The sequence below is a fragment of the Gottfriedia acidiceleris genome, assembly GCF_002128425.1.
Lineage (GTDB): Bacteria > Bacillota > Bacilli > Bacillales > Bacillaceae_G > Gottfriedia > Gottfriedia acidiceleris.
Map to the genome: position 1 here is coordinate 265,281 of NZ_NESS01000001.1, position 25,413 is coordinate 290,693.

The window sequence follows — 25,413 nt, forward strand, 5'->3', positions numbered from 1 at the left end:
CTTTTGAAACCAGTAATTACAAAAAAATTAAAACAACATAAAAAAAGCTGAAAAATCGTAATGTATTCACTACGATTCTTCAGCTTAATAATGACTTAAGGGATTTTATTTAATTTTGTCTTTCATTTGTTGGAGAATCTTTTTCTCAAGTCTTGAAACTTGCACTTGAGAAATTCCTAATCGTTCAGCAACTTCTGATTGAGTTTGATCTTTATAATATCTTAAATAGACAATTAATCGCTCTCGATCATCTAGTTGTTTTATCGCTTCTTTTAATGCAAATTTTTCAAACCAATTTGTTTCATGGTTATCTGCAATTTGATCCAACAATGTAATAGGATCACCATCATTTTCATACACCGTTTCATGAATTGATGATGGAGCTCTACTTGCTTCTTGAGCAAGTACAACATCCTCAGGTGTAATTTCCATATGAGTAGCAATCTCATTAATTGTAGGCATTCTTCCAAGCGTTTTACTTAATTCTTCTTTTGCTTTTCGAATCTTATTATTTGTTTCTTTTAATGAACGACTTACTTTAACCGTTCCGTCGTCTCGAATAAATCGTTGGATTTCTCCGATAATCATCGGAACAGCGTATGTAGAAAATCGTACATCATAAGATAGATCAAATTTATCTACCGATTTCAATAAACCGATACAACCAATCTGAAATAAATCATCTGGTTCATATCCACGGTTAATAAAGCGCTGAACAACTGACCATACCAGTCTCATGTTGTGCCCGACGATGCTGTCTCTAGCCAATTGATCTCCAGCCTGACTACGCTTAATTAACGCTTTTAATTCATGATCCTTTAACTGCGCACGGGGTTGATCTTGCTTGACTTCTACGTCCATAGGCGATTCTCCTTAATTACTTAAAACATTGCTATTTGATAAGTACTTTTTAACCGTAATCGTTGTACCAACATTAATAGTGGACACAACTTCGCATTGATCCATAAAATTCTCCATAATCGTAAATCCCATGCCAGATCTTTCTAAATCAGGTTTCGAAGTAAATAAAGGTTGCATTGCTTCATCTAAATCAACAATACCAATCCCTTCATCTCGAATTGTTAAAGTAACTGTCTGATCTTCAAGAAGAACTGAAATGTATACGATACCTTCTGGATTATTTTCATAACCATGAATAATCGCATTTGTAACGGCCTCAGATACTACAGTTTTAATTTCAGTTAATTCATCTAAAGTAGGATCTAGTTGGGTAATAAATGCAGCTACAGTTACACGAGCAAATGATTCATTTTGACTTAATGCAGAAAATTGAAGGTTCATTTCATTTCGCATTATGCCACCCCCAATACATTAAGTCCATTTGACTCATCATCAGCTAAATGAACAATCTTAAATAAACCAGACATATCAAATAACCGTTTAATTGATGGAGAAATTGAACATACAACCATTTCTCCACCTTTATTTCGAATAACTTTATATCTACCTAAAATGACACCTAAACCAGAACTATCCATAAATGTTAAATGTTCAAGATTTAATAAAATATGTTTGATAGTCTGTGCTTCTAATACCTCATTTACTTGTAAACGTAAATCCTCAGCAGTGTGATGATCTAGTTCCCCTGCAAGTCTTACACAAAGGATTGCATTTTTCACTTCAAGTTCAATATTAAGACTCACTACAATAACCTCCTTATTTGACGGTTATTGAAAGTTTCGTTAAAACTAAACCGAATTCCTTCATGCATGACAAAACTAGTGGTAATACGCCAAATCTTTTAGTAATACTCGAAATTAGTCGGAAAAAATCAGTTGAAACCGCCAACAGTACGCTTAAATAAATCATACCAATTAGCTTTACTTACTGTTTTATTAGCAACTAAATCTGTTTTAGATAAAACTTTACTTCCTTGTTTTAATACTAAAACTCCTACAACTTGGCCTTTTTTAATTGGTGCTTGAAGATTTTTGTTAAGCTTAATATCTTTCGTAATTTTATTCATCGCTTCACCCTTCTTCAATACAACTGAAACTGGGCTTTTTGTAATAACATTTACATCTTTAGACTTACCTTTGCTAATATTAAGTCTTTCAATATTCTCACCTTGTTTAATTAATTGCTTTACTTGATATTGATTAAATGCATAATCAAGCATATTTGTCATTTGTGCATTTCTTTCTTTTGAAGTTGGTGCACCCATAATCACGCTTACTACTCGCATGTTGTTCTTTTTAGCAGTTGCTGTTAAACAATATTTTGCTTCTGCAGTAAATCCAGTTTTCAATCCATCCGCTCCTGGATAAAAACGAACTAATTTATTCGTATTAACTAACCAAAATTGTTTTTCAGTATCTTTTCTCAAATAATCTTCATAAGTACCAGTGAACTTGGTGATCAATGGATATTTTAAAAGCTCTCTACCCATAATTGCCATATCATACGCCGATGAATAATGACCAGGTGCAGGGAGCCCAGTTGGATTTTCAAAATGTGTATTTTTTAATCCTAACTGTTTTACTTTTTTATTCATTAAAGCGACAAATGCCTCTTCAGTCCCTGCAATTTTCTCTGCCATCGCGACTGAAGCATCATTTCCTGATGCAATTGCAATCCCTTTTAGCATTTCTTTTACTGTCATCTCTTCACCAGGTTCTAAAAAAATTTGTGATCCGCCCATTGACGCAGCATGTTCACTTGTCATTACTTTATCATCTAACTTGAGTTTTCCTTTATTGATTTCTTCCATAATAATAAGCATAGTCATGATCTTAGTCATACTTGCTGGTGGAAGTTGTTTTCTAGCATCTTTTTCATATAAGATTTTTCCAGTATCTTGTTCAATAATTACGGAAGATAATGCATTTTTTGCCAAACTTACATCATTATTTTGTGTCTCTCTTGCATTTACTTTTGGTAGTGATAAAGAAAAGATCATAACACTACTTAAAAGAGTGAGTAATACCTTTTTCATCTATAACCCTCCATTCTTTTCATACATATTTTTTCCAAATATAAGTAGTTTAATCAATCACAAAAGAAAATATTAGAAAGAATGGAACTATTTACATACATGAGAACATATGATATAAGTAAAGTGTATTAATCATACCCATACACTTAATACACTTCATACACTTAAGAAAATATTTGAGGTGGTGATCTTTTGATTATTATTTTAGACCCAAGAAGCCATTTACCCCTTTGGGAGCAAATTGTTCTACAAACAAAAGAACAAATGCTAAGAAAGATTTTAGTAAATGGAGATAAACTTCCTTCTGTACGTGAATTAGCAACCACATTGGTGATCAATCCAAATACTGTAAGTAGAGCCTATCAAGAACTAGAGCGTACTGGAGTCATTGAAACGATAAGGGGTAAAGGAACATTTGTAATTGGTTTAACGAAAGAAACTGTTTCAACAGATACCCTTTTAAAATATAAAAATAAACTTTCAAATTTATTAATTGATTGTTTATCAGATGGCGTAAAAGAGGAAGAAATAATTAATTGGGTAAAAGAGTTTTATTCTAGTAAAGGAGCTGAATAGTTTGCTGAAAATCAATCAATTAAGTAAAAAACTCGATGAACATGAAGTGTTAAAAAATCTAAACTTTCAAATAGAAAAAGGTAAAATCACTGGCCTAATCGGTAGAAATGGAGCTGGTAAAACGACTCTTTTAAGGACAATCGTTGGAATTCTATCTCCAGACGAAGGCTCAATACTAATTGACGATGTAGAGATTAACGAATCACCTATTACTAGAAGACAAATAGCATATATGAGTGATTCTACTAATTTCATTAATCAATATAGTGTGAAAGAACTTATTACGATCTATGAAAATTCATATCCAAACTTTAATAAACACAAATTTCTAGAAGTATTAAATAAATATAATTTACCTAATACATCTCTACGTAAATATTCAAAAGGGATGAAAACCTTAATCTATTTATTATTAACTTTTTCTACAGATGCAAAATATGTCATTTTAGACGAACCAACTAACGGTCTAGATCCAGTCGTTAAACGAACTGTTTTGCAATTAATAATTGAATATGCAAGCACAAACTCAGTCGGAGTTATTATTTCATCTCATCATCTTGCCGAGCTCGAAAAAATAATTGATCAATATTTATTTATTAAGGATGGAAGAATTAATTCAATTTCTACAATGGAAGAAAGTAAGAGTCAATTTTATAAATTACAAGTAGCATTTGAAAATGGCTTACCTAAACAATTTGAAGACGACCCTTCTATTTCAGTATTCTCAAAAACAGGCAAAGTAGCAATCATCATTATTAATGGAAATAAAAAAGAATATATTAAACGAATGGAAAATGAAAATCCGCTTCTTTTAGAAGAACTTCCATTGACATTAGAGGATTTATTTTTCATAAACGATGGAGGGGAATTATATGTTTAGTAAAGCATTGTGGCTAATAAATTCTAAACAATCTAGACTTGCACTTATTTTATTATATCTTGTCTATCTGATCATTCTTCCATTTAGCTATTACAATAACACCGATGAATTAAATCAAGCATTACTTACACATCCAAGTAATCCTTACCTATATATAACTGACTTTAGTATGCTAGCATTTATTTCACCGATCATTGTATTAATATTAAGTATCTTATTAATAGGAATTGGACGTAATACAGGAGGAATTGATTTTCAATTTTCTCTTCCTTACTCCCCAAGACAACTTTATCTATCAAAATGGATGTTTGGAATTGTTCATATATTTATGGCGACTGTTGGTTTAATTATTTTAACTCTATTAATCCATTACAATACTAATCTTCACAAGTATATTGATGCTTCATCATTTGTGACTATTTTTTCTGTCATAACTCTTTTTACGATTGCTTTTTTTACAATTGGTCTAACGATTGGAACAATTACAGGTCATTATTTTTCTCAAACACTTTTCACAATTTTTACGATTTTCTCACCTAGTATTATTTATTTTAGTGTCTATTCAAATTTAAAAGGCATCTTTAACTATGAACTACCTTACAATAGCTTCGAAAAAACGATTACTAGTTGGTCCATTCCATATCAAGCTGGCCCACTATCAATTTCAAAGGATTTTAATGAAGAAATCGTTCACTATCCAACTGTAGACTACGGAAATTTAATGATCATTATCCTTTATATCGTTGCATTTTTAGTAATCGGTTTACTATGTTATAACAGGAAAGCGAATGTCAATAATGGCAAATTATTCGTCTATAAAAAATTCGGTTTATTCGTAAATGTCTTCTTTGTATATCTTGCGGCAACATTAATCGCTTTACTAACATCAACAATTGCAAATGGAAATAATACGATTATTTACGTGATTGGATTAATAATTGGTACCGTTGTAGGCTATTTCTTCTATAAACGATTAAATAAATTTTTTGATTAATGTTTGTCTAAAACTAAAATTCAAAAACCAACAAAATAAAAAGCGCCGGTTCTCAATAAAAGAACCAGCGCTTTTTTTATGAAATAAAGTTTAAGGCAAAACGAACAAAGAATAAGGCTGAAATAGCCACCATATATGGAGTGATTTCAGTTTTCTTACCTGCTGCCATTTTAACTAATGGATAAGCAATAAAACCGAATGCAATTCCGTCAATAATACTATATGTTAAAGGGATGAATGCTAAAATTAAGAAGGCTGGTATTGCCTCTGTAGGATCATCCAATTGAATATCTGTAATGTGTTTAACCATCAATGAACCGATGATGATTAAGATTGGTGCAATCGCTGATGTTGGAATGTATGCTATTAATGGCATAAAGAGTAAACATCCTAAAAATAAAAATCCAGTTACAACAGAAGTAAGACCTGTTCTACCACCAGAACTAATACCTGCACTACCTTCTACAGCAATAACCGTTGGGCTAGTTCCAAGTAATCCGGATAAAATAATACCAAACGCAGTTCCTTGAACAACCTTTTGTTGCTTATGCTCTTGGTTCATCATGCTTAATTGACCATGAATAATACCGATTGATTCAAATAATACTACCATCGTTAACGAAAATACTGCAATCCAAAATGGAAAACTCAATAGATGAGTAAAGGTCAGTTGTCCGACAACTTCAGAAGCAGATTTCATTGTGATTTTTGTTGTATCATGTGCTTTTTCAATTCCACCATGTAAAATGAATGAAATGATTGTACCTAAAATAACCGTAATTAAAAAGTTTGCAGGTACATTTTTAATAAATAGATAAATCGCAATACCTAGTGTAATAACTGTTGCTAATACATCTACGTTTGTAAAATTAGCAATCGATACAAACGTACTTTCATTTTTTACAACAATCCCACCAGCTTGAAGACCGATAAACGTTAAGAAAAATCCAATTCCAACTGTAATTGCACTTTTTAGCGATAATGGAATCGCAGTTGTTAATTTCTTAATTAATTTTGTGAATGATAAAATTGATAATAAGATCCCACTTACAAATACAACAGCAAGTGCTTCTTTCCAATTCATTCCCATTTCTCCAACCATTGTATAAGTAAACAATGCGTTGATGCCCATTCCTGGAACTAATACTAAAGGTGAATTACTCCATAATCCCATCATAACGCTTCCAAAGAAAGCTGACAGAATAGTAGCAATCATTGCACCTTGGAACGGTATACCTGCATCATGCAAAATTGTACTATTAACGGACAAAATATAAACAAGTGTTAAAAATGAAACTGCACCTGCAATCAACTCCGTTTTAATGGTCGTACCGCTACCTTCAAGATTAAATTGTTTGTTCAATAAATTTTTCAAAGAAATTCCTCTCTTTTAGTGTCTCCCTCTCCCACCCATGCAACAAGGCACGATTACAATTATACTAAATTTTATCCAATAATTAAACAAGAAAATAATTTTCTTTAGTATTTGGAATTACAAGTGCGCCTGAGATATTATTTAGTGTTTAAATAAATATTAGGCATTTCCATAATAATCAGCAAGATAGATAAAACCTTTTTTTCGAAGGATATAATTTTCTTCATTTAAAGAATAACATTTTGCATGTTCTTTTCTTAAGTATCCCCTATCCCCTTGATTATGTTCTTTGTCATCTACTATTTCAGACTTTATTGCTAAAATTGGATGACCATTAAAAAATATATAAGTTCTCAATGCAATAGATGGTGAAGTATGTAAAACAAAAAATAATATTATTGGAAACAATATTACAGGACCAAACATTAGAATTATTTCCTTCCAAGTTGTTTGTCTCATTTTTGCACCCTCATTCTTAAATATAACCTATTAATAATTCTTTTTTTAAATTAAGGTATTTGACTATATTAACATCTTACTCGTAACGCAATGTGAAATTAATCTTGATTCTATAAATAGTAATAATTAACGAAATTATTAATAACCAAAAGTAAAAATCGAAATCATGTTCTGTCCATTTTGTAACTAACACTAAAGTAAATAGAATAATCAATCCTATACTTATCCATACATCTGTAAATATAATCTTTAATTTTTTCATGGTTGCTTCCTCTTTATTATCATGCGATTTATTTTTAGGATTTTTAATGAAAAACTCCACTAATTTTTTATTATAAGATTTGAATAAGCTATTTTTAGATTTTTCTTTTTTCAATAGGTTTAGCAAAGATAATAGAGACTAAAAATCCTACAAATCCTCCACCAATAGAACCGGCCAATGCTGAGTTAACCTCGCCATGAAATAAGAAAACTCTTACAAAAAAATACGATATTGCAAATGAAATTGCGTATATCAAATATACATAAATGCTCTTTTTAGAAATCATATATTCCTCCATCAATCTTTTGAGTGCTAATTAATTTATTCAACGTTTATTTTAATACACCTTTAATTATTGAATTTTTAAAAATAAGAGCTGGTGATCAAACCTGCTATTGATAAATTAAGTTTTTTACAGTTTCATAAATCGTTTTTTTATTGAACACTAATTACAAAAATAATAAAAAAGAAGAGGATTAAGCTCTAAATACAACAGGGCTTAATCCACTCTAGTTAATAAAAGTAATTAAATTCAATTGATTTTAACTGAAAAAGTGGTTTTGATTTGTTTCCTGCAAGTTCTTTTTCGATAGTAGTGACAATTTGTCCTTTTTTTTGTGAGGGAATGTATAATCCTCCATCTCTTACTCTTGATCCATTTCGGGCAATTAACTTTGTACCATGAAAATAGTCTTATTGCTATTTTTAAATAATTTTTAACAAAATAGTTGAATTTAATATTAATAAGGAGTAAGATGTTTGATGTATCAAACATTGATATATCAAACATCTATTTCTTATCATTAAAGGAGGTATAATATTGGGTAATTCATACACTATAGGATCCTTAATTTTATATAAATTACACTTTCTTAACAAAGAAATTAATTCGAAATTTCCAGGATGTACAGGTGTTAGTCAATCTAGACTAGAATTGTTACAACAACTTTATCAAGAAGATGAATTAAGTCAACAAGAACTTCAAAAAATACTTGATATTGATAATGCTGCAATAACTCGACACTTAAAACAACTTGAATCAAGTGAAATGGTTGTTCGTCGTAAAAAAACAAGTGATAACAGGGTTACACTTGTAAAGCTTACTGAATACGGTCGGCAAAAAATTAGCTTATTTCAAAAAGAAAAAGACCTATTTGTAACATCTATGTTAGAAGATTTTAACGAAGAAGAAAGAAATCTATTACTTGTTATGCTAGACCGTTTAGAGAATAATATACAGAAAATATAAAAGGAGTAAATTTATCCTATGATATCAACACAACTTACAAACAATTTTAAAGAAATTCTAGAAGGACGAAGAGCAATCCGTAAATATGATCCTTCTGTAAAAATTAGTAAAGAAGAAATGACTGAAATACTAACGGAAGCAACGTTAGCTCCTTCTTCAGTCAATATGCAACCATGGCGATTTTTGGTTATAGATAGTAACCAAGGGAAATCAACGCTTTCAACACTCGCTCGTTTCAATCAATCACAAGTAGATACATCTTCAGCAATGATTGCTATATTTGGTGATTTAAATAACTTTGAATATGGAGAAGAAATTTATAGCAAAGCAGTTGAACTTGGTTATATGCCTAAAGAAGTTAAAGAAAGACAAATGAGTGCTCTTACAGCTCATTTCTCAACATTAGATTACCAGCTTAATAAAGAAACTGTCTTAATTGACGGTGGACTAGTAGCTATGCAATTAATGCTTGTGGCTCGTGCTCATGGATATGATACTTGCCCAATCGGTGGTTTTGAAAAAGATAAAATCGCAGAAGCATTTGGTTTGGATAAAGACCGTTATGTTCCAATTATGCTTGTTTCAATTGGAAAAGCTGCTGATAAAGGATATAAATCCGTTCGACTACCAATAAACAAGATTGCACATTGGAAGTAATAAAATTAATGAAAAGGTTGAATTCAAGAACAATGAACCTTTTCACTAAATTAATAATATATTGAAAGTTGAGGAAATTATTGTGATTATTATTCATGCTGAATTTCATATTACAAAAACAAAGGAAGAAAATTTCTTAAAAGAAATAAGTGAACTTATTAAAAATTCAAGACAAGAAAATGGAAATATCTCTTACAATTTATATAAAGAAATAGAAAAAGATTATGTATTTACCATGGTAGAAGTATGGAAAGATATGGAAGCAGTTGAAATGCATAATACAAGTGAACATTTTAAATCTTTTGTTTCCAAAGCCAAGGATTACTTAGTGGCACCACTTAAAGTAAAAGTATTTGATGGGCACCTTTTAAATGATTAACTAACTTCTTAACAATTAAATTTAATTAATTTTTATTATAGATAAATCAATTAAAAACAGTAAGCTCAAAAAAAGTAAATTAAAAAATGTTTATTTGATAAGGAAGATATATATGAAAGTATTAGCAACGCTTTTCACTTTATTTGTGGCAGTTGAACACATATATATTATGTTTTTAGAAATGTTTTTTTCAACAAGTAAGCTAGCACAAAAAACATTTAAAATGACTGAAGAATTCCTTCAAAATTCAAGAGTTAAAACATTATTTGCTAATCAGGGGTTATATAATGGTTTCTTAGCAGCAGGTTTGCTTTTTGGGTTATATTTTTTCCCTGCCCCATATAATACTATGATTCAGCTATATTTCTTAGTTTGCATTATAATCGCTGCCTTGTTCGGCGCTATTACAGCAAATATAGGAATTTTGTTTAAACAAGGGTTACCTGCTATTTTGGCTGTAGTTTTCATATTATTCACGTATTAAATTTTCTATTTCCTAGTAAGAATTTAAAGTATTTGATAGGAATTGAACAGTGCTGATTATAAAACTCTTAATCCAAGTCATTTTATTAAACGCAACTTTATGTCGTTTTTATAAGGTTGCGTTTAAAATTAAGTCCTAGATACATTTTGATATCCTCATATAAAATTCAACCTCAATTTAATTATTCCTCCCAATTCATGTTCAATAAAAAAATCAATAAACTACTACAGTTACAAATCATAATATTAAAAAAATCAGCGTAAAAATTAGTCTGATATTAATGAAATGGATTGAAACAAAAGGTTCTCAACTGCTATTTGCCCCGTTGAAACCGAGCATCTGTAAGTAAAATAAAAAAGCTATTCTCATGCTAAGAGAATAGCTTTTAAATAATTTAAGCTTCCATAATTAAATCGTAAACTAATGTAGGTTCTTCTACTTTTTCAGAAGAAATTTTAATGTTTTCTAGTAAGTCTTTTTCAACTTCACTAATATCTTCTGTGCTTGAATATACAGTAACTAATGAATCACCTTTTTTAACTGCTTCGCCTACTTTTTTGTTTAGCATTAATCCAACAGCTAAGTCAATAACTGATTCTTTTGTTGCGCGTCCTGCACCTAATTTCATAGCAGCCGTTCCAACAGCATCCGCAACAATTTGTGATACATAACCGTCTTTTTCAGCTACTACTTCTTTTACATATTTTGCTTGAGGTAATTTTGATGGATCATTGACAACTGAACCGTCTCCACCTTGAGCTTCTAAAAATGCTTTAAATACTTCTAATGCTTTACCATTTTTCATATTTTCTAGAAGTTTAGCTCTTGCTTCTTCTAATGTTTCAGCTTTTTTAGCTAATACAACCATTTGGCTACCTAACACTAAGCATAATTCTTCTAAATCTTTTGGACCTTCACCTTTAAGTGTATCGATTGCTTCTTTCACTTCTAATGCATTTCCAATCGCAAATCCTAACGGCTGGCTCATATCAGAAATAACTGCAACAGTTTGTCTTCCAACATTGTTTCCAATCTTAACCATCGCTTTTGCTAAATCGCGTGCATCGTCGATATCTTTCATAAATGCACCTGCACCTGTTTTAACATCTAAAACAATTGCGTCTGCTCCAGCAGCGATTTTTTTACTCATAATTGAACTTGAGATTAATGGGATTGAGTTAACAGTTGCTGTTACATCACGTAGTGCATATAACTTTTTATCAGCAGGTGTTAAATCTCCTGTTTGTCCGATAACAGCTAATTTAATATCATTTACTTGTTTAGTAAATTCTTCTTCTGTTAATTCAACATGGAAACCTTTTACAGCTTCTAATTTATCAATTGTACCACCAGTGTGACCTAAACCACGTCCGCTCATTTTGGCAACTGGAATATCTAAAGAAGCTACTAATGGACCTAATACAAGTGTAGTTGTATCACCTACTCCACCAGTTGAATGCTTATCAACCTTTATTCCTTCAATATTAGAAAGGTCAATTGTATCACCAGAGTTTACCATAGCCATTGTTAGATCACTGTATTCTTTTTCAGTCATTCCCTTTAAGAAAACTGCCATAGCGAAAGCACTCATTTGATAATCAGGTACACTACCATCTGTGAAACCTTGGATTACAAAATTAACCTCTTCTGTTGTTAATGTTTTTCCGTCACGTTTTTTTTCGATTAAATCTACCATTCTCATTTTTGGAACGCCTCTTTCTAATTTGTATATATTACTTCTAATGAAAAGTGACTTCCACATAATGTAGAAGTCCTTTTATATTTCGTTAACATTATTAACCGATTTTACGAATAATCTCTTTTACTAATGATAAAAATGAAGCTCTTACTTTTTGTGTTGTTTCAATAACTTCTTCATGGTTTAAAGGTTGATCTAAAATTCCAGCTGCCATGTTAGAAATACATGAAATACCAAGTACTCTTAATTCAGCATGGCGTGCAACGATTACTTCTGATACAGTTGACATCCCTACAGCATCAGCACCTAATGTTCTAAACATGCGAATTTCCGCTGGTGTTTCATAAGATGGTCCTGTTAATGCAGCGTAAACACCTTCTTGAAGTTTTACAGCAACTTCACTTGCAGCTTTTTTTGCAAGATCTCTTAATTCACGGTCATACGGATAAGACATATCTACAAAACGAACACCTAGCTCTGGATTATTAGGTCCAATTAGTGGACTAGTTCCAGTAAAATTAATATGGTCTGTAATTAACATCAAATCTCCAGGTTCGAATGAAGTATTAACTCCACCTGCAGCATTTGTTACGATTAATTTTTCAACACCTAGTTCTTTCATGATGCGTACAGGGAATGTTACTTTTTCCATGCTATAGCCTTCGTAGTAGTGAACTCTTCCTTGCATTGCTACTACTTCAATACCGTGTATCGTTCCAAAAACTAGTTGTCCTTCATGCCCTTCTACTGTTGATGTTGGGTATTCAGGAATCGTATGATACGGTATTTTTTCTTGGTTTTCTATTTCATCTACAAGAACTCCTAAACCTGATCCTAATATCAATCCAATTTTAGGCTGTCTGTCAACTTTACTTTTAATAAAATCTGCGGCTTTATCGATATTTTCTTTATTCATATGTAACTCCACCTTATCTCAATTTTTCAAAAAAACTTGATCCATGTGATGGCATTGCAACTTTAAAGTTTTCTGCAATGGTTGCTCCAATATCAGCAAAAGTTTTTGGTATTTCTAATTCTTTACCTTCTGAAAACTGTTTACTATAAACTAATAACGGAACATATTCTCTTGTATGATCTGTACCAGTATAGGTTGGATCATTTCCATGATCAGCAGTAATCATCAATAAATCATCTTCTTTTAATAATTCAAATACTTCAGGTAATCTTGCATCGTATTCTTCTAATGCTTTACCGTAACCTAGTGGATCTCTTCTATGACCGTATACAGCATCGAAATCAACTAAATTTAAGAAGCTTAAACCAGTGAAGTCCATTTTTAATGTTTCAACTAATTTATCCATACCATCCATATTTGAAACAGTACGTAATGCTTTCGTAATTCCTTCACCATCGAAGATATCAGCAATTTTACCAATTGAAATCACATCAAAATTCGCATCTTTTAACTCATTCATAACTGTACGTCCAAATGGTTTTAATGCATAGTCATGACGATTTGGTGTACGTTTAAAGTTTCCAGGCTCACCTACAAATGGTCTCGCGATAACACGACCGATCATGTATGGATCATCTAATGTTAATTTACGTGCAATTTCACAATAACGATACAAATCCTCTAAAGGAACAACTTCTTCATGAGCTGCAATTTGTAAAACAGAATCAGCAGACGTATAAACGATTAAATCGCCTGTTTTCATATGCTGTTCACCAAGTTCTACTAAAATCTCCGTTCCAGAAGCAGGTTTATTACCAATTATTTTACGGTCAAAATGAGTTTCTAATTGGCTTATTAATTCTTTAGGAAATCCATCTGCAAAAACTTTAAATGGCTTATCAATGTGAAGACCCATGATTTCCCAATGTCCAGTCATTGTGTCTTTTCCAACTGATGACTCTTCCATTTTTGTATAATAAGCAAGTGGCTTATCGGCCTTTGGAACCCCTTTCAATTCTCTTATATTACTTAATCCTAGTTTTGCCATGTTCGGCATATGTAATCCATTCATTTCTTCTGCAATATGGCCAAGTGTATCTGAACCAACATCATTAAATTTTTCTGCATCAGGAGCTTCCCCAATCCCTACAGAATCCATAACAACGAGGAACACTCTATTAAATTTTCTATTCATTTGTTTTCCTCCTAACTCATCGAAACAAATTGAAACCTAAATGATAGCGTCAGATGTCTGACAACTAAAGTATACTTATTGTCCTAATTCTTTTCAAGAATTATATTTTCCAATTTGTGTCTATTGATACTATAATTCCCCAGAATACTGCTAATTTGACAAAAAATAATTCATAATTATATTCTTTTTTCTAGTCGCTAATAAAAATGATATGCTAAAACCCTCTCTTGCATACTGTATAGAAAAATAAAAAGCCCAAGCTTTATTAGCTGGGCCTTTTAGTGTATTAAGCTGTTTGATTTTCTGAATTTGCAACTTGCTGTTTTTGTGCTCTTTTAGCAACTATTGTACCAGCTACAATTACGATTGCAGTCATGACAATTTTGAACGCTAAAGCAATTGTATTATTTTCAAAAACATCCTTAATCATCTTTTCATGAGTAATCATACCAGCTGCAGTCCAAGCTAAAATAGCTGAACCAATTGTTGTAATAATTGGGTATTTGTTCATAATTTTCATTAATAAAGAGCTTCCACCAACAATAATTGGAATTGAAATTAAAATACCAATTACGATTGCAACTATGCTACCATGTGATACACCAGCTAATGCTAAAACATTATCAAGACTCATTAACGCATCAGCAATGATGATCGTTCTAACTGCTCCCCATAATGTTGCACCACTTTTAACTTCGCCGTGTCCAGAGTCATCGACTAATAATTTAAAAGCAATCCATAATAACATTAAACCACCGACTGCATAAATAAAAGGAATTTTTAATAAATACACGATTACTGCTGCAAATAATACGCGTAGTCCAATTGCCCCTAATGTACCAAATAATACTGCTTTTTTCTTTTGGTCTGCTGGTAAGTTTTTCGCTGCTAATGCGATTAAAATAGCATTGTCACCACTTAATAACAGGTCGATAAAAATTACATTCAATAGTACGCCAATACTTAATCCGTCAAATAAATCCATGACTCTTCCCCCTTATGAAACTACTATTTTTAATTAAACAACCTGTACTTTGTGACTACAAAATAAAAAGACCTTTGCCAATAGTTGTAGTTCTACGGCAAAGGTCTTGCTGAGCATACATAAAGTATGCCAACAAAGCCGATGAGAATTTCTTCTCATGTAATGACGACTTTGTTTCAGGATCTCTCCTGACGCTACTCCCCTTTGGAGTATTCGATTGTTTATTAATAATATAATAGTATTCTAGCTAGTCCATTATGTCAATAGATTTTTAATTCGTTTTTAATTATTAGTTTTATTTTTTTTATGGTCTAATTATAAATTTTTATGATTACTTTATCAATGTAAATAATTAACTTATTGCTTTGTCAAAATTTTAGGTCCATTACTTGTTATCGCTAAAGTATGTTCATATTGTGCTGAATTTTTTCCATCTCTTGTTCTTGCTGTCCAGCTATTTGAATCCATTGTTGAATGCCATGATCCTAAATTAATCATCGGTTCAATCGTAATGACCATCCCTTCACGCAGTCTTAAGCCTTTACCTGCCATGCCGAAATGAGGAATATATGGTTCTTCATGAAGAGTTGGTCCTATGCCATGTCCTGTAAAATCACGCACTACAGAATAACCTAATGATTCTGCATAAGATTGAATCGCAAAGCCAATATCACCAATACGATTTCCTACTACAGCCTGCTCTATACCTTTATATAAGCATTCTTCAGTAACTTTTAATAAGTCTTTGTTTTCTTTAGAAATATTTCCAACACCGTATGTCCATGCTGAATCAGCAAGCGCGCCATTTAAATTTACTACCATATCAATCGTTACAATATCTCCATCTTTTAATGGTTTTTTACGAGGAAATCCGTGGCAAATCTCGTCATTAATTGATGCGCAAGTTGCATATTTATATCCTCGGTAACCTTTTTGCTCAGGTTTCGCTCCATTTTCAGCTAAAAACTTTTCTACAAATTGATCGATTTCCCAACTCGTAATCCCTGGTTTAATCATTTTTGCAATTTCCTTATGTGTAGCAGCTAATAATTTGCCTGCTTCATTCATTAAGTTAATTTCACGTTCAGTCTTAATCGTAATCATTTATTTCATCCTTTCAAATCGGCTTAATTCAGTAAGTACATGATTAATTTAATATATTATGCTTTTCACAATATAACAATCATTTTCCAAGAAAAAAGAGCTTAATTTAAGCTCTTGGGTGAAACTCCTTATAAACATCCTTAAGTCTATTTTTTGTAACATGTGTATAAATTTGAGTTGTAGAAATATCTGCATGTCCTAGCATTTCTTGAACTGATCTTAAATCAGCGCCATTTTCTAATAAATGCGTTGCAAATGAATGACGCAATGTATGTGGAGTTAATTCATGTTGAATATTTGCTTTTTCAGCTTGTTTTTTTAAGTTTTTCCAAAATCCTTGTCTTGACATTCTATTTCCATGATGATTTAGGAAAAATGCATCATTATTTTTTTTACCGATTAATTCTTTTCTTGCTAATTTTAAATAATTTTCAATTGATTCAATCGCAAGTTTACCTAAAGGAATAATTCTTTCCTTACTTCCTTTACCTAAACAACGTACAAATCCCATTGTTAAATTAATGTCGGATAGATTTAATGATAATAACTCGGACACTCGCATGCCAGTAGCATATAACAATTCTAACATTGCCTTATCCCTTAAACCAAATGTAGAATGATCAGGTACTTCTAATAAAGCCTCTACTTCCTGTAGTGATAAAACCTTTGGAAGTGCTTTTGGCGCTTTTGGAATTTCTATTAATAGTGAAGGATCGTCTTTCATCCCATCCACCTCACGAATTAAAAATTGATGAAATGAGCGAATTGTTGCTAATTGACGAGCCATTGTTCGAGCCGTTAAATCTCGTTCTTTTAAATATTTTAAATAACTAACAATATGTAACCTAGTTATATTTGAAAGACCATTTATATTTTCAACAACGTCCAAATATTTTCCGTAGCTTTCTAAATCCTTACCATATGATAGAATTGTATTTTTAGATAAACCTTTTTCAACTTGGATAAAATGGATAAAATCCTCAGCTGCAAAATCAAATTCTTTTTTAATAGGTGTTTTATCAGTCGTTGTCACATTTCATTACTCCCCGTTTTGATAAAACCGTACCAATTGGTTAAAAGCACCATCCTTTTGATGATTGTCCACCTTTAACATTGAGCCTTCTGGTCGGTCATATCGATGCATATTTTCATATTCAGAATGAATCCATTGAATAGCAAAATAAAATAAAATTGTACATGTAATGAATAAGATTGCAACTTTTATTACATTAAAAACAATACTTGCTCTTTTTTTCATATGACCACCACCTTTTGCTAGAAGTAAAGACATCATTACTACATACTATGCAAAAATAGGACAAATCATACTTCAATAAATAGTAAAAATCAACATTAATCATTACCAGTCTATTTTTTAGAACATGAAAAAGAGCAGACTCTTTTTATTGAACTGCTCCGTCTTTTTAAGAATCAAAAATAAAATGATTTTAATTAAATTAAAATCATTTTACTACTCTTCGTTTTGATCATGGCAACGATGACATACACCATGAAATGATAATCGATGATCTTTAATTTTAAAATTCCAACGTTCTTCAACTGTCTTTTCAACTTCACTTAATAGATTTTCATGAATTTCATCTACTGCTCCGCAAATCGTGCATATTAAATGATGGTGAAAATGTTGTGCACCTTCATGTCTTAAGTCGTATCTTGAAACGCCATCACCAAAATTTATTTTATCAACAATTGTTAACTCAGTTAGTAATTCTAACGTACGATAAACAGTAGCAAGTCCAATTTCTGGCGATTTTTCTTTCACTAGGAGGTAAACATCTTCTGCACTTAGGTGATCTTCTTCGTTTTCTAATAAAACACGAACAGTGGATTCCCGTTGTGGTGTTAATTTGTATCCTGCTAAATGTAGTTGTTTCTTTATTCGTTCAACTCGTTCTTCCATTCTTTTCACTCCCTCGCCACTTGATAATAATTATAACAAAGAAAGAGAAAGTGTCAAAAATTATTTGTTAATTTTTTGAAACAATTATTTCTGAGATGGCTTTTAAAAAATAAGTTGAACCATATGCCTCAATAATACTTGCAATACTTAAGCAAACAGCAACAAGTCCAAAAACAATAGAATACGAGACTAACTGTTTCATAATTGGTTCATTATCATTTTTAATAAACTGTTTACGAAGCATTCGAATAGAAAGCTGAACTGCTAAAACTGTTAATAGTATATATAATGGTAATACGATAACATTTTGTGGAAAAACAGAAGAAAATGCTAATAAAATACCATGCCAACCTAATTGATTGACTAAAAATCCAACTGTAAATCCAACTACCAACCCTTTCATAAATAATAAAATAAGAATGATTGGTAATCCGATGATTGAAATACCTAAAATCCAAATCAATGCTAAAAACTTCAAATGAGTAGAATAGCTAGAAAGAAACACTTCATTTCCGCTAATATAATCCCCATTATTAACTTGTCCAAAAAAATGTGTAATAAAGGATAGAATATCCTGCTTTTGACTCACATTCATACTATTTACGATGACTGCTCCAAATACTACACCAAAAAGTAAGATCACACTAACAAAAATATAGAGTGACAAATAATCTTTAACATGTTTTTTCATCGTTGATTTGACTGAGCTTCTTGTCATGATATCATCTCCTGGACTATATTCTCTCTTCATTTTATGAATGGACAATTAATTTATTCTATTAATTTATAAAAGTTGAAAAATTAACTAAAATATAAAAAAGCTGTTAAAGTCTGACACGGACTTAAACAGCTTTGTTTTAATTTAATAATTCAATTTGTTTTTTTATGATTTGACCGATCGATTTTGCAGTTTCTTCATTATTTCCATAAATAGTTGAATGTGTGTAGCCTTCTAATGTTTGACGGTTACCTTGATTCGTTGTTTTACAATATTCATTATGATATTTTTCAACTTTATGTAGTAATTCCTTTTTTTTCTTCAGGTTAAGCTGTAAGCCACTTTGATTAGAGGCTGTTAATACAAGTAAAGGAATATTCATTTTTATTTTCAATGAGTCCTCTATCCGTAAGTTACTATAATTTAAATTTTTCCATTCACTGACAACAGTCTTCCAATGCATATAGCTCTTAATGGAGCTAATAATTTCGAACTGATTATCTGGAGCAGTTTTTATTATTTTATTAATTAGTTTATTTGGAATTGCCTTAGTAAGATTAAATTGATTCGCTCTCTTCATCATTAACGCAAATTGATATAGTAATTTATCATATAATTTCTGCTCATGATCCTCTAATGTCGGATGTGTAGGATCGAGTAAAATCATTGATTGAATAGCATTCGGAAAAAGCCGAGATAATTGGAATACAATATATGCCCCTAGAGAATGTCCTACAGCAATTAATGGATTTTTAACTTTTAATGCTAATAAAACATCGTAGCATTCAAAAGCTTGTTGCTCTGTTGACCGTTCTGACGTCCATATTCCACTTTTTCCATAACCTAAGCGATCGTATGTTATAACTTTTGCATATTTACTCAATTCTTCTTGTAAATACTTCCATTGATGAAGAGTATGCATCATTCCACATTCTAAAAGAACTGTAACTTTGCCCTCTCCTTTTACTCGAACGTGATATGTGCCAAGTTCACCAGAAACAAACAATATTCTCACCTTCATCGTCTTTGATTAGTTGTCTTATTTTATTCATTTTTCCTAATTTCTATTTTATCTTTAATTTATGCTTAATAAAAATGCTGTTTTTCGATAAATACATTAAGAACGTCAAAAAAAAGACGTTAAAAAAATTAACGTCTTTAATCGTTATAGATTTTAAATTGTTTCTTTTTTTCCTTCGTAAGCTTCTTTTACTTCTTCATAAAATTGAGCCTGAGAAGCATAAAAGTAAGGAGCTACATAAAACAAAGCAAGACCAAAAGTAATGATAACTAATAGACCCCAACCGATGAATGAAAGTCCTAATAAAAAGAATTTCCATTTATATCCATCCATCATTCTTCTACTTAATGTAATCGCATCTAGGGCATTCATTTCTGGATAATCTTTTAAAATATATCCAACTTGTGAATAAGAGATCCCTTTAATAATTCCAGGAACTATTAGTAAAAGCGTCCATAGTACTGTAAATAAAGTTACTAAAAATCCAACTATTATTGCTCTTATAAATTGATGTCCACTTTTAAAATAGTAAAATAAGTCCGATATGCTTTTTTCCTCATCACGAATCAACTTTAAAAAGTAAACAATTAAACCATATGCCAGTAAAGTATTTAAAATTGCATTAATAATTTCGATTACTGTTTGGATTCCACCAGGGATTAAATCTTGTTGATCCAAATCTAAAAATATACTTCCTGTATAATGATGATTGACTGACCCATTAAGTAACATATAAATAAGTCCTTGTATTACCCCAAAAATTACTAGCGTTAAAATCGCTTTTCCCCAATTACCAGATAAACGATTTTTAGCTGTTTTTTTTATTGATGAAATTCTCATCTACTCATCCTCTCAAAAAAAGTCACTTTATTTTAACATGTTTATTACCATATTTTGAGAATTATTTTTAATTTTATTTTAATTTTGTTGTAATAATTGTAAATATTGGACTGCAAAACATGTTTTCGCATCATGGATTGAACCTTTTTTTAGCTCTTCTAGACACTCATCTAATGTTAGCTCAAAAATTTCGACAAATTCATCTTCGTCTAAAGCCGCACTATTTTCTAATTTCTTCAAACCTTTTGCTACATATATATGTATATACTCGTCTGCAAATCCTGGTGAGGTATAAAAAGATTGTATGTGTTCCCACTCAGCTGCTTCATATCCAGTCTCTTCTTCTAGCTCTCGTTTAGCCGTTACAAGTGGCTCTTCGCCTTTTTCTAATTTTCCAGCTGGAATTTCTAAAAGACTTCTTTCTAGTGCTTTTCGATACTGCTCGACAAATACGATCTTGCCTTCGTTTGTAATTGGAATAACTGCTACTGCGCCGGGATGCTTTACGATTTCACGTGTACTTGTATTTCCATTCGGTAATTCTACCTGTTGATGATAAAGAGATATAACTCTTCCTGCGAATATTTTTTCTTCTGCTAGTGTTTTTTCTTCAAATTTTTTCATTTTTTTCATCACCTTGTTCTAATTAATATGGTTGTCACATACATTTTATCATTTATTTCATTAAAATACTTTCTGAAATGAGGTAGTCTGATGAAAATGTGTATGACGGAAAACTCTGTTGTCCTTGTAGGCTCCAAAACAGAAATTTTAAAAAGCCTTGAAGTTATTAGTATGCAATATAAAACCGTCCAAGAATGGATTCAAAACTCTAATGGCAAGTTTCTCTATGTTGTAAAATAATTCTGTTTTCCCTACAATTAAATTTGGAGGGATTTATATGAAAAAACGTAAGATTGGTTCTACTTTATTAGAAATATCCGAAATTGGTTTAGGTTGTATGTCTCTTGGGACTGAAGAGAATGAGGCGATTTCAACAATTCATGCTGCAATCGATGCTGGAATTAATTACTTTGATACTGCTGATTTATATGATTTCGGTAAAAATGAAGAAATCGTTGGAAAAGCTTTAAAAGGTCGTAGAGATCAAGTGATTATTGCAACGAAGGTCGGAAACCGTTGGAATAACTCAAACGATAATAAATGGTATTGGGATCCATCAAGAGCATATATTAAAGAAGCTGTGAAAGACAGTTTACGTAGATTAAAAACAGACTATATTGATTATTACCAACTTCACGGTGGAACAATCGAGGATCAATACGAAGAAACTGTTTGTACTTTTGATGAACTAGTAAAAGAAGGCTTAATTCGCCATTATGGAATCTCTTCAATTCGTCCGAATGTTATTAATCGATTTGTAAATGATTCATCTATACAAGGTGTTATGATGCAATATAATGTTCTAGAGCGTAGACCTGAAGAATTCTTTCCGCTTTTCGAAAAAAATAATATTTCTGTCATTGCACGTGGTTCCGTAGCAAAAGGACTATTAACAAGCAAATGGGAAAAAAAATTATCTAATAAGGGTTATATGTCATATTCAGAACATGAATGTAACGAAACAATTCACAAACTTAGCAGGCTTCTTGATGAAGAACAATCTTTACATAGTTTAGCTTTACAATATGTTCTTTCTCATAAAGTAGTTTCATCATTAGCGGTTGGAGCTAGAAATAAGGAACAATTATTAGAGAATATTAACGCTTATTTTGCAAAACCATTAAATTCACAACAAATTGCCCAAATAAAAGAAATTTCACATCTTACGAATTATGAGGAACATCGTTAAGCCACTCCTTCCTTTGGAAGGAGTCTTATTTCTTCCATTTACTTGCTTTTCTATCAATTTCATCTAAAAATTCTTTTCGACCTCTTTTATATTCTGATTTGTTTTTAGCAAGTTCTTTTTTTAATTTTATATATTCCATTGCTTGATCAGTATGCGCGATCATATATTCCCTAAATACAATATTTCGTTCAACCGCAGCATTTCCTTTTGCATATACTTGAATATGAAAACTACAATAATCATCACATTTTACAAAAAATCTTCTGTCTTGCTTAGATTGATCCCCCATTTGTTCGTAACCTAACGTTTTTAGTACATCACTATATTCATCAAACTTTTTTAAACATTCTACTACAATCATTAAATCAATAATTGGCATCGCAAACATATTCGGAATTGAAGTACTCCCTATATGGTAAATCGCTGCTTTCTCTGGTAATAATAGATCAATTGCCTTTTTTTCTGACTGAAAATCCTCTTCCCAGGAAGTACGATAAGGTACAATTTTAATATTCTTTTCCATTGTGAACACCTACACTTTTTTTCATTAACTTCCTTTTTATAGCATTCGTTAAAGGACACTTAATTATTGAAAAAGATATTTGGGGTAATAGAGTTTGAAAATAGACTTTTTCTCTCATGACATTTCTCCTATTTCCTAATCCCTAAATTCAAACTAATCCAAATTATACCCCCTAATCCCATTTACCCTATTCACACTAAAAATGTTCAAAAATCATTATTAAATACTAAATTAAATTTTGGTTAAAATACTCACAATTTCTTCTTTAATTGGTTTCTTTGAATTATAATTATTTTAGTTACTAAGATATTTAGTTACGTTAACTTTTTTAGTACTGCCTATATATTAAGGAGAGAATGAAATGTCAGAAAACCCGATCGTCCGAAGTGAATTTATTCCGTCTCTAATAATGGAATTTAGAAAATTTAGCACTTCAATCGTTCTATTTAATGAAGGGCTTGCCTCTAACCTTCATTTAAATGCGACTGATTTACGATGTCGAGAATTACTTTGCCACACTGGTCCTATTACAGCTGGAAAGTTAGCTCAATTAACACATCTAACGACAGGTGCTATAACAGGTGTGATTGACCGACTCGAAAAAGTCAATCTCGTTGAACGAATTCAAGATCCAAATGATCGTAGACGAGTAATTATTCAACCAGTGTATGATCGTGATGATGAATTAGCAGAGCTTTTTAAACCATTATCTGACTCTCTTTCTAATATTTTTAACCAGTATGACGATAAAGAGTTAACATTATTATTTAAATTTTGGAATGATATTAATGAGTTAATTCCAAAAGAGACTAAAGAATTAACTAAGGGGGAAACTTGATGGTTTCAAAAGAAAGCAAGGTTGGCTTTGTCGTAGCAGGTCTATTATTAGGAATGCTGATGGCGGCTATGGATAACACAATTGTTTCAGCTTCAATGCCGACAATTGTTGGAGAACTAGGTGGTTTAGACCAATTTATTTGGGTAACCTCAGCCTATTTGGTTGCTACAATGGCGAGTATGCCGATATTTGGTAAGTTATCAGATATGTATGGACGTAAACGATTTTATTTATTAGGACTTTTAATTTTCTTAATTGGTTCTGCATTATGTGGAACAGCAAACAGTATCGTTCAATTAAGTGTTTATCGTGCGATTCAAGGAATTGGTGGAGGTTCACTAATGCCAATTGCCTTTACAATTATTTTTGATATTTTCCCACCTGAAAAACGTGGAAAAATGACTGGTTTATTTGGTGCAGTTTTTGGTCTTTCTAGTGTATTTGGGCCACTTTTAGGAGCATATATTACTGATCAAATTGATTGGCGTTGGATTTTCTACATTAACTTACCTTTAGGTATTATTTCCTTATATTTAATTTCTCAGTTTTATAAAGAAAATCTGCAGCTTAGAAAGCTTAAGATTGACTGGTTTGGTGCAATTACACTTGTTGGTTCAGTTGTCAGTTTAATGTTTGCGCTTGAACTTGGTGGAAATGAATATGATTGGAATTCTGGTCAAATTATTTCCTTATTTGCAATCTTTGCAGTACTGTTTATCGCATTTATTCTAATTGAAAGAAAAGTCGAAGAGCCAATTATTTCATTTAGCTTATTTAAAAAGCAACTATTTGCGGCAACTCAAGGTGTTGCATTTTTCTACGGTTCTGCTTTTATTATTACGACTGTATTAATCCCACTTTTTGTTCAATCAGTTTATGGTGGTACAGCTACAAATTCTGGTATCATTCTTATTCCAATGATGCTTGGTTCAGTTGTAGGTAGCCAAGTTGCAGGTCAATCAGTACGTAGATTTAGTTATCGAAGTATTATGTTAGTTTCAGTTGTTTTATTCTTTATTGGAATGTATTTATTAAGCACATTAGATACAAATACAGCCAGGTCAACAGTAACGTTTTACATGATTATCGCTGGTCTTGGAATGGGTTGTTCCTTCTCATTATTAAGTATGGCAACTCAACATAAAATCGAACCACAAAAACGAGGTATCGCTACTTCAACAAATACGTTCTTTAGAACATTAGGTATGACAATTGGTGTAACGATTTTTGGTACAATTCAAAACCACGTTTTTAAAGATAAATTAAGTGATTTACTAGGTAATTTAGGTGCATTTGGCGGAAAAATTGACTCACGTGCATTATTATCCGCTGATGCAAGAGCTAAAATTCCACCAGAAGTACTTCATAAAATCTCTGAAGCAATGGCACATTCTGTTGCAACTACTTTTAAATGGACACTAATTCCGATTACTTTAGGATTTATCGCGATTATATTAATGGGTAAAGAAAAGTTAACTTTTGAAGTAAAAGAAAATAGAGCGAAAAAGGCGCAATAAAAATAAGCCAAATCCGATTTAAGTTGGATTTGGCTTATTTTTTTCTTTAAAA

Annotated in this window: 31 protein-coding genes; 11 read left to right on the forward strand and 20 right to left on the reverse strand. The window is 31.4% G+C overall.

Going from position 1 to position 25,413, the window contains the following annotated elements; translation table 11 throughout:
* Window positions 1-105: 105 nt before the first annotated feature.
* The 4 genes from sigF to B6K90_RS01380 all read right to left on the reverse strand — a co-directional run bounded on the left by sigF (window position 106) and on the right by B6K90_RS01380 (window position 2,956).
* Complete coding sequence (sigF, locus tag B6K90_RS01365) at window positions 106-861, reverse strand: RNA polymerase sporulation sigma factor SigF (protein WP_088010746.1); 756 nt, start codon at window positions 859-861, stop codon at window positions 106-108.
* Between the two features lie 12 nt (window positions 862-873).
* Window positions 874-1,314 (reverse strand): anti-sigma F factor, encoded by a 441-nt coding sequence (gene spoIIAB / locus B6K90_RS01370; protein WP_088010747.1) that lies wholly within the window; start codon window positions 1,312-1,314, stop codon window positions 874-876.
* Complete coding sequence (spoIIAA, locus tag B6K90_RS01375) at window positions 1,314-1,664, reverse strand: anti-sigma F factor antagonist (protein ID WP_088010748.1); 351 nt, start codon at window positions 1,662-1,664, stop codon at window positions 1,314-1,316. Before spoIIAA ends, spoIIAB begins: the two co-directional genes overlap by 1 nt.
* 128 nt (window positions 1,665-1,792) lie before the next feature.
* The gene (locus B6K90_RS01380; protein ID WP_088010749.1) at window positions 1,793-2,956 is read right to left on the reverse strand and encodes a D-alanyl-D-alanine carboxypeptidase family protein; all 1,164 of its coding nucleotides are present in this window, start codon (window positions 2,954-2,956) and stop codon (window positions 1,793-1,795) included.
* A gap of 192 nt (window positions 2,957-3,148) precedes the next feature.
* Between B6K90_RS01380 and B6K90_RS01385 the strand changes: the two genes are divergently transcribed.
* From B6K90_RS01385 to B6K90_RS01395, 3 genes are read left to right on the forward strand one after another with little or no spacing between them, the layout of a single operon-like run.
* Window positions 3,149-3,532, forward strand: coding sequence for a GntR family transcriptional regulator (locus tag B6K90_RS01385; RefSeq protein ID WP_088010750.1), 384 nt, complete (start codon window positions 3,149-3,151; stop codon window positions 3,530-3,532).
* A gap of 1 nt (window position 3,533) precedes the next feature.
* On the forward strand, window positions 3,534-4,412 hold the full coding sequence (locus B6K90_RS01390) for an ABC transporter ATP-binding protein (protein WP_167555243.1): 879 nt from the start codon (window positions 3,534-3,536) through the stop codon (window positions 4,410-4,412).
* Window positions 4,405-5,406, forward strand: coding sequence for an ABC transporter permease subunit (locus B6K90_RS01395; protein ID WP_167555244.1), 1,002 nt, complete (start codon window positions 4,405-4,407; stop codon window positions 5,404-5,406). The genes B6K90_RS01390 and B6K90_RS01395 overlap by 8 nt, the downstream gene beginning before the upstream one ends.
* Before the next feature lie 76 nt (window positions 5,407-5,482).
* Here B6K90_RS01395 and B6K90_RS01400 read toward each other — a convergent pair whose 3' ends face one another.
* From B6K90_RS01400 to B6K90_RS01415, 3 genes are all read right to left on the reverse strand, one after another.
* Window positions 5,483-6,781: an NCS2 family permease gene (locus tag B6K90_RS01400; protein ID WP_088010753.1), complete on the reverse strand. Its 1,299-nt coding sequence runs from the start codon at window positions 6,779-6,781 to the stop codon at window positions 5,483-5,485.
* Between the two features lie 159 nt (window positions 6,782-6,940).
* Window positions 6,941-7,240, reverse strand: a complete 300-nt coding sequence (locus B6K90_RS01405) for a hypothetical protein (RefSeq protein ID WP_088010754.1) — start codon at window positions 7,238-7,240, stop codon at window positions 6,941-6,943.
* A gap of 356 nt (window positions 7,241-7,596) precedes the next feature.
* Complete coding sequence (locus tag B6K90_RS01415) at window positions 7,597-7,788, reverse strand: hypothetical protein (protein ID WP_088010756.1); 192 nt, start codon at window positions 7,786-7,788, stop codon at window positions 7,597-7,599.
* A 534-nt stretch (window positions 7,789-8,322) separates the two neighbouring features.
* Between B6K90_RS01415 and B6K90_RS01420 the strand changes: the two genes are divergently transcribed.
* The 4 genes from B6K90_RS01420 (at window position 8,323) to B6K90_RS01435 (ending at window position 10,271) form a co-directional block, all read left to right on the forward strand.
* Window positions 8,323-8,751: a MarR family transcriptional regulator gene (locus B6K90_RS01420; RefSeq protein ID WP_088010757.1), complete on the forward strand. Its 429-nt coding sequence runs from the start codon at window positions 8,323-8,325 to the stop codon at window positions 8,749-8,751.
* Window positions 8,752-8,769: 18 nt separating this feature from the next.
* A complete protein-coding gene (locus tag B6K90_RS01425; RefSeq protein ID WP_088010758.1) occupies window positions 8,770-9,408 on the forward strand; it encodes a nitroreductase family protein in 639 nt (212 codons plus the stop codon).
* 82 nt (window positions 9,409-9,490) lie between these two features.
* Entirely contained in the window at window positions 9,491-9,787 is a 297-nt protein-coding gene (locus B6K90_RS01430) for a putative quinol monooxygenase (RefSeq protein WP_088010759.1), read from the forward strand.
* A 112-nt stretch (window positions 9,788-9,899) separates the two neighbouring features.
* Window positions 9,900-10,271 carry a DUF1304 domain-containing protein gene (locus B6K90_RS01435; RefSeq protein ID WP_088010760.1) on the forward strand — a complete coding sequence of 124 codons (372 nt, stop codon included), beginning with the start codon at window positions 9,900-9,902 and terminating at the stop codon, window positions 10,269-10,271.
* A 394-nt stretch (window positions 10,272-10,665) separates the two neighbouring features.
* On the opposite strand, the gene B6K90_RS01440 is transcribed toward B6K90_RS01435, so the two are convergent.
* From B6K90_RS01440 to B6K90_RS01495, 12 genes are all read right to left on the reverse strand, one after another.
* Window positions 10,666-11,973, reverse strand: a complete 1,308-nt coding sequence (locus tag B6K90_RS01440; RefSeq protein WP_088010761.1) for a pyrimidine-nucleoside phosphorylase — start codon at window positions 11,971-11,973, stop codon at window positions 10,666-10,668.
* Between the two features lie 94 nt (window positions 11,974-12,067).
* Window positions 12,068-12,886: a purine-nucleoside phosphorylase gene (locus tag B6K90_RS01445; protein WP_088010762.1), complete on the reverse strand. Its 819-nt coding sequence runs from the start codon at window positions 12,884-12,886 to the stop codon at window positions 12,068-12,070.
* Window positions 12,887-12,899: 13 nt separating this feature from the next.
* On the reverse strand, window positions 12,900-14,081 hold the full coding sequence (deoB, locus tag B6K90_RS01450; protein ID WP_088010763.1) for a phosphopentomutase: 1,182 nt from the start codon (window positions 14,079-14,081) through the stop codon (window positions 12,900-12,902).
* Between the two features lie 286 nt (window positions 14,082-14,367).
* Window positions 14,368-15,066: a TerC family protein gene (locus tag B6K90_RS01455; RefSeq protein ID WP_088010764.1), complete on the reverse strand. Its 699-nt coding sequence runs from the start codon at window positions 15,064-15,066 to the stop codon at window positions 14,368-14,370.
* A 357-nt stretch (window positions 15,067-15,423) separates the two neighbouring features.
* Window positions 15,424-16,170, reverse strand: a complete 747-nt coding sequence (gene map / locus B6K90_RS01460) for a type I methionyl aminopeptidase (protein WP_088010765.1) — start codon at window positions 16,168-16,170, stop codon at window positions 15,424-15,426.
* Window positions 16,171-16,276: 106 nt separating this feature from the next.
* Window positions 16,277-17,179 carry a site-specific tyrosine recombinase XerD gene (gene xerD, locus B6K90_RS01465; RefSeq protein WP_088011414.1) on the reverse strand — a complete coding sequence of 301 codons (903 nt, stop codon included), beginning with the start codon at window positions 17,177-17,179 and terminating at the stop codon, window positions 16,277-16,279.
* A 30-nt stretch (window positions 17,180-17,209) separates the two neighbouring features.
* The gene (locus B6K90_RS01470) at window positions 17,210-17,428 is read right to left on the reverse strand and encodes a YqzK family protein (RefSeq protein WP_088010766.1); all 219 of its coding nucleotides are present in this window, start codon (window positions 17,426-17,428) and stop codon (window positions 17,210-17,212) included.
* A 213-nt stretch (window positions 17,429-17,641) separates the two neighbouring features.
* Window positions 17,642-18,091: a ferric iron uptake transcriptional regulator gene (gene fur / locus B6K90_RS01475; RefSeq protein ID WP_088010767.1), complete on the reverse strand. Its 450-nt coding sequence runs from the start codon at window positions 18,089-18,091 to the stop codon at window positions 17,642-17,644.
* 67 nt (window positions 18,092-18,158) lie between these two features.
* Window positions 18,159-18,809 (reverse strand): stage II sporulation protein M, encoded by a 651-nt coding sequence (spoIIM, locus tag B6K90_RS01480; protein ID WP_088010768.1) that lies wholly within the window; start codon window positions 18,807-18,809, stop codon window positions 18,159-18,161.
* 139 nt (window positions 18,810-18,948) lie between these two features.
* Window positions 18,949-19,815 (reverse strand): alpha/beta fold hydrolase, encoded by an 867-nt coding sequence (locus B6K90_RS01485; protein ID WP_167555245.1) that lies wholly within the window; start codon window positions 19,813-19,815, stop codon window positions 18,949-18,951.
* 168 nt (window positions 19,816-19,983) lie between these two features.
* Window positions 19,984-20,670 (reverse strand): DUF975 family protein, encoded by a 687-nt coding sequence (locus tag B6K90_RS01490; RefSeq protein ID WP_088010770.1) that lies wholly within the window; start codon window positions 20,668-20,670, stop codon window positions 19,984-19,986.
* Between the two features lie 78 nt (window positions 20,671-20,748).
* Window positions 20,749-21,294 carry an NUDIX domain-containing protein gene (locus tag B6K90_RS01495; RefSeq protein WP_088010771.1) on the reverse strand — a complete coding sequence of 182 codons (546 nt, stop codon included), beginning with the start codon at window positions 21,292-21,294 and terminating at the stop codon, window positions 20,749-20,751.
* A gap of 102 nt (window positions 21,295-21,396) precedes the next feature.
* Here B6K90_RS01495 and B6K90_RS24495 point away from each other — a divergent pair, with 102 nt between their 5' ends.
* Both B6K90_RS24495 and B6K90_RS01500 read left to right on the forward strand, forming a co-directional pair.
* Complete coding sequence (locus tag B6K90_RS24495; RefSeq protein ID WP_407920486.1) at window positions 21,397-21,534, forward strand: Z-ring formation inhibitor MciZ; 138 nt, start codon at window positions 21,397-21,399, stop codon at window positions 21,532-21,534.
* Between the two features lie 37 nt (window positions 21,535-21,571).
* Window positions 21,572-22,483 carry an aldo/keto reductase gene (locus tag B6K90_RS01500; RefSeq protein ID WP_088010772.1) on the forward strand — a complete coding sequence of 304 codons (912 nt, stop codon included), beginning with the start codon at window positions 21,572-21,574 and terminating at the stop codon, window positions 22,481-22,483.
* Window positions 22,484-22,508: 25 nt separating this feature from the next.
* On the opposite strand, the gene B6K90_RS01505 is transcribed toward B6K90_RS01500, so the two are convergent.
* Window positions 22,509-23,006 (reverse strand): GrpB family protein, encoded by a 498-nt coding sequence (locus B6K90_RS01505; protein WP_088010773.1) that lies wholly within the window; start codon window positions 23,004-23,006, stop codon window positions 22,509-22,511.
* Between the two features lie 361 nt (window positions 23,007-23,367).
* Here B6K90_RS01505 and B6K90_RS01510 point away from each other — a divergent pair, with 361 nt between their 5' ends.
* Together B6K90_RS01510 and B6K90_RS01515 are read left to right on the forward strand one after the other, a co-directional pair.
* Complete coding sequence (locus B6K90_RS01510) at window positions 23,368-23,844, forward strand: MarR family winged helix-turn-helix transcriptional regulator (protein WP_088010774.1); 477 nt, start codon at window positions 23,368-23,370, stop codon at window positions 23,842-23,844.
* Window positions 23,844-25,361, forward strand: coding sequence for an MDR family MFS transporter (locus B6K90_RS01515; RefSeq protein WP_088010775.1), 1,518 nt, complete (start codon window positions 23,844-23,846; stop codon window positions 25,359-25,361). The genes B6K90_RS01510 and B6K90_RS01515 overlap by 1 nt, the downstream gene beginning before the upstream one ends.
* Window positions 25,362-25,413: the final 52 nt, after the last annotated feature.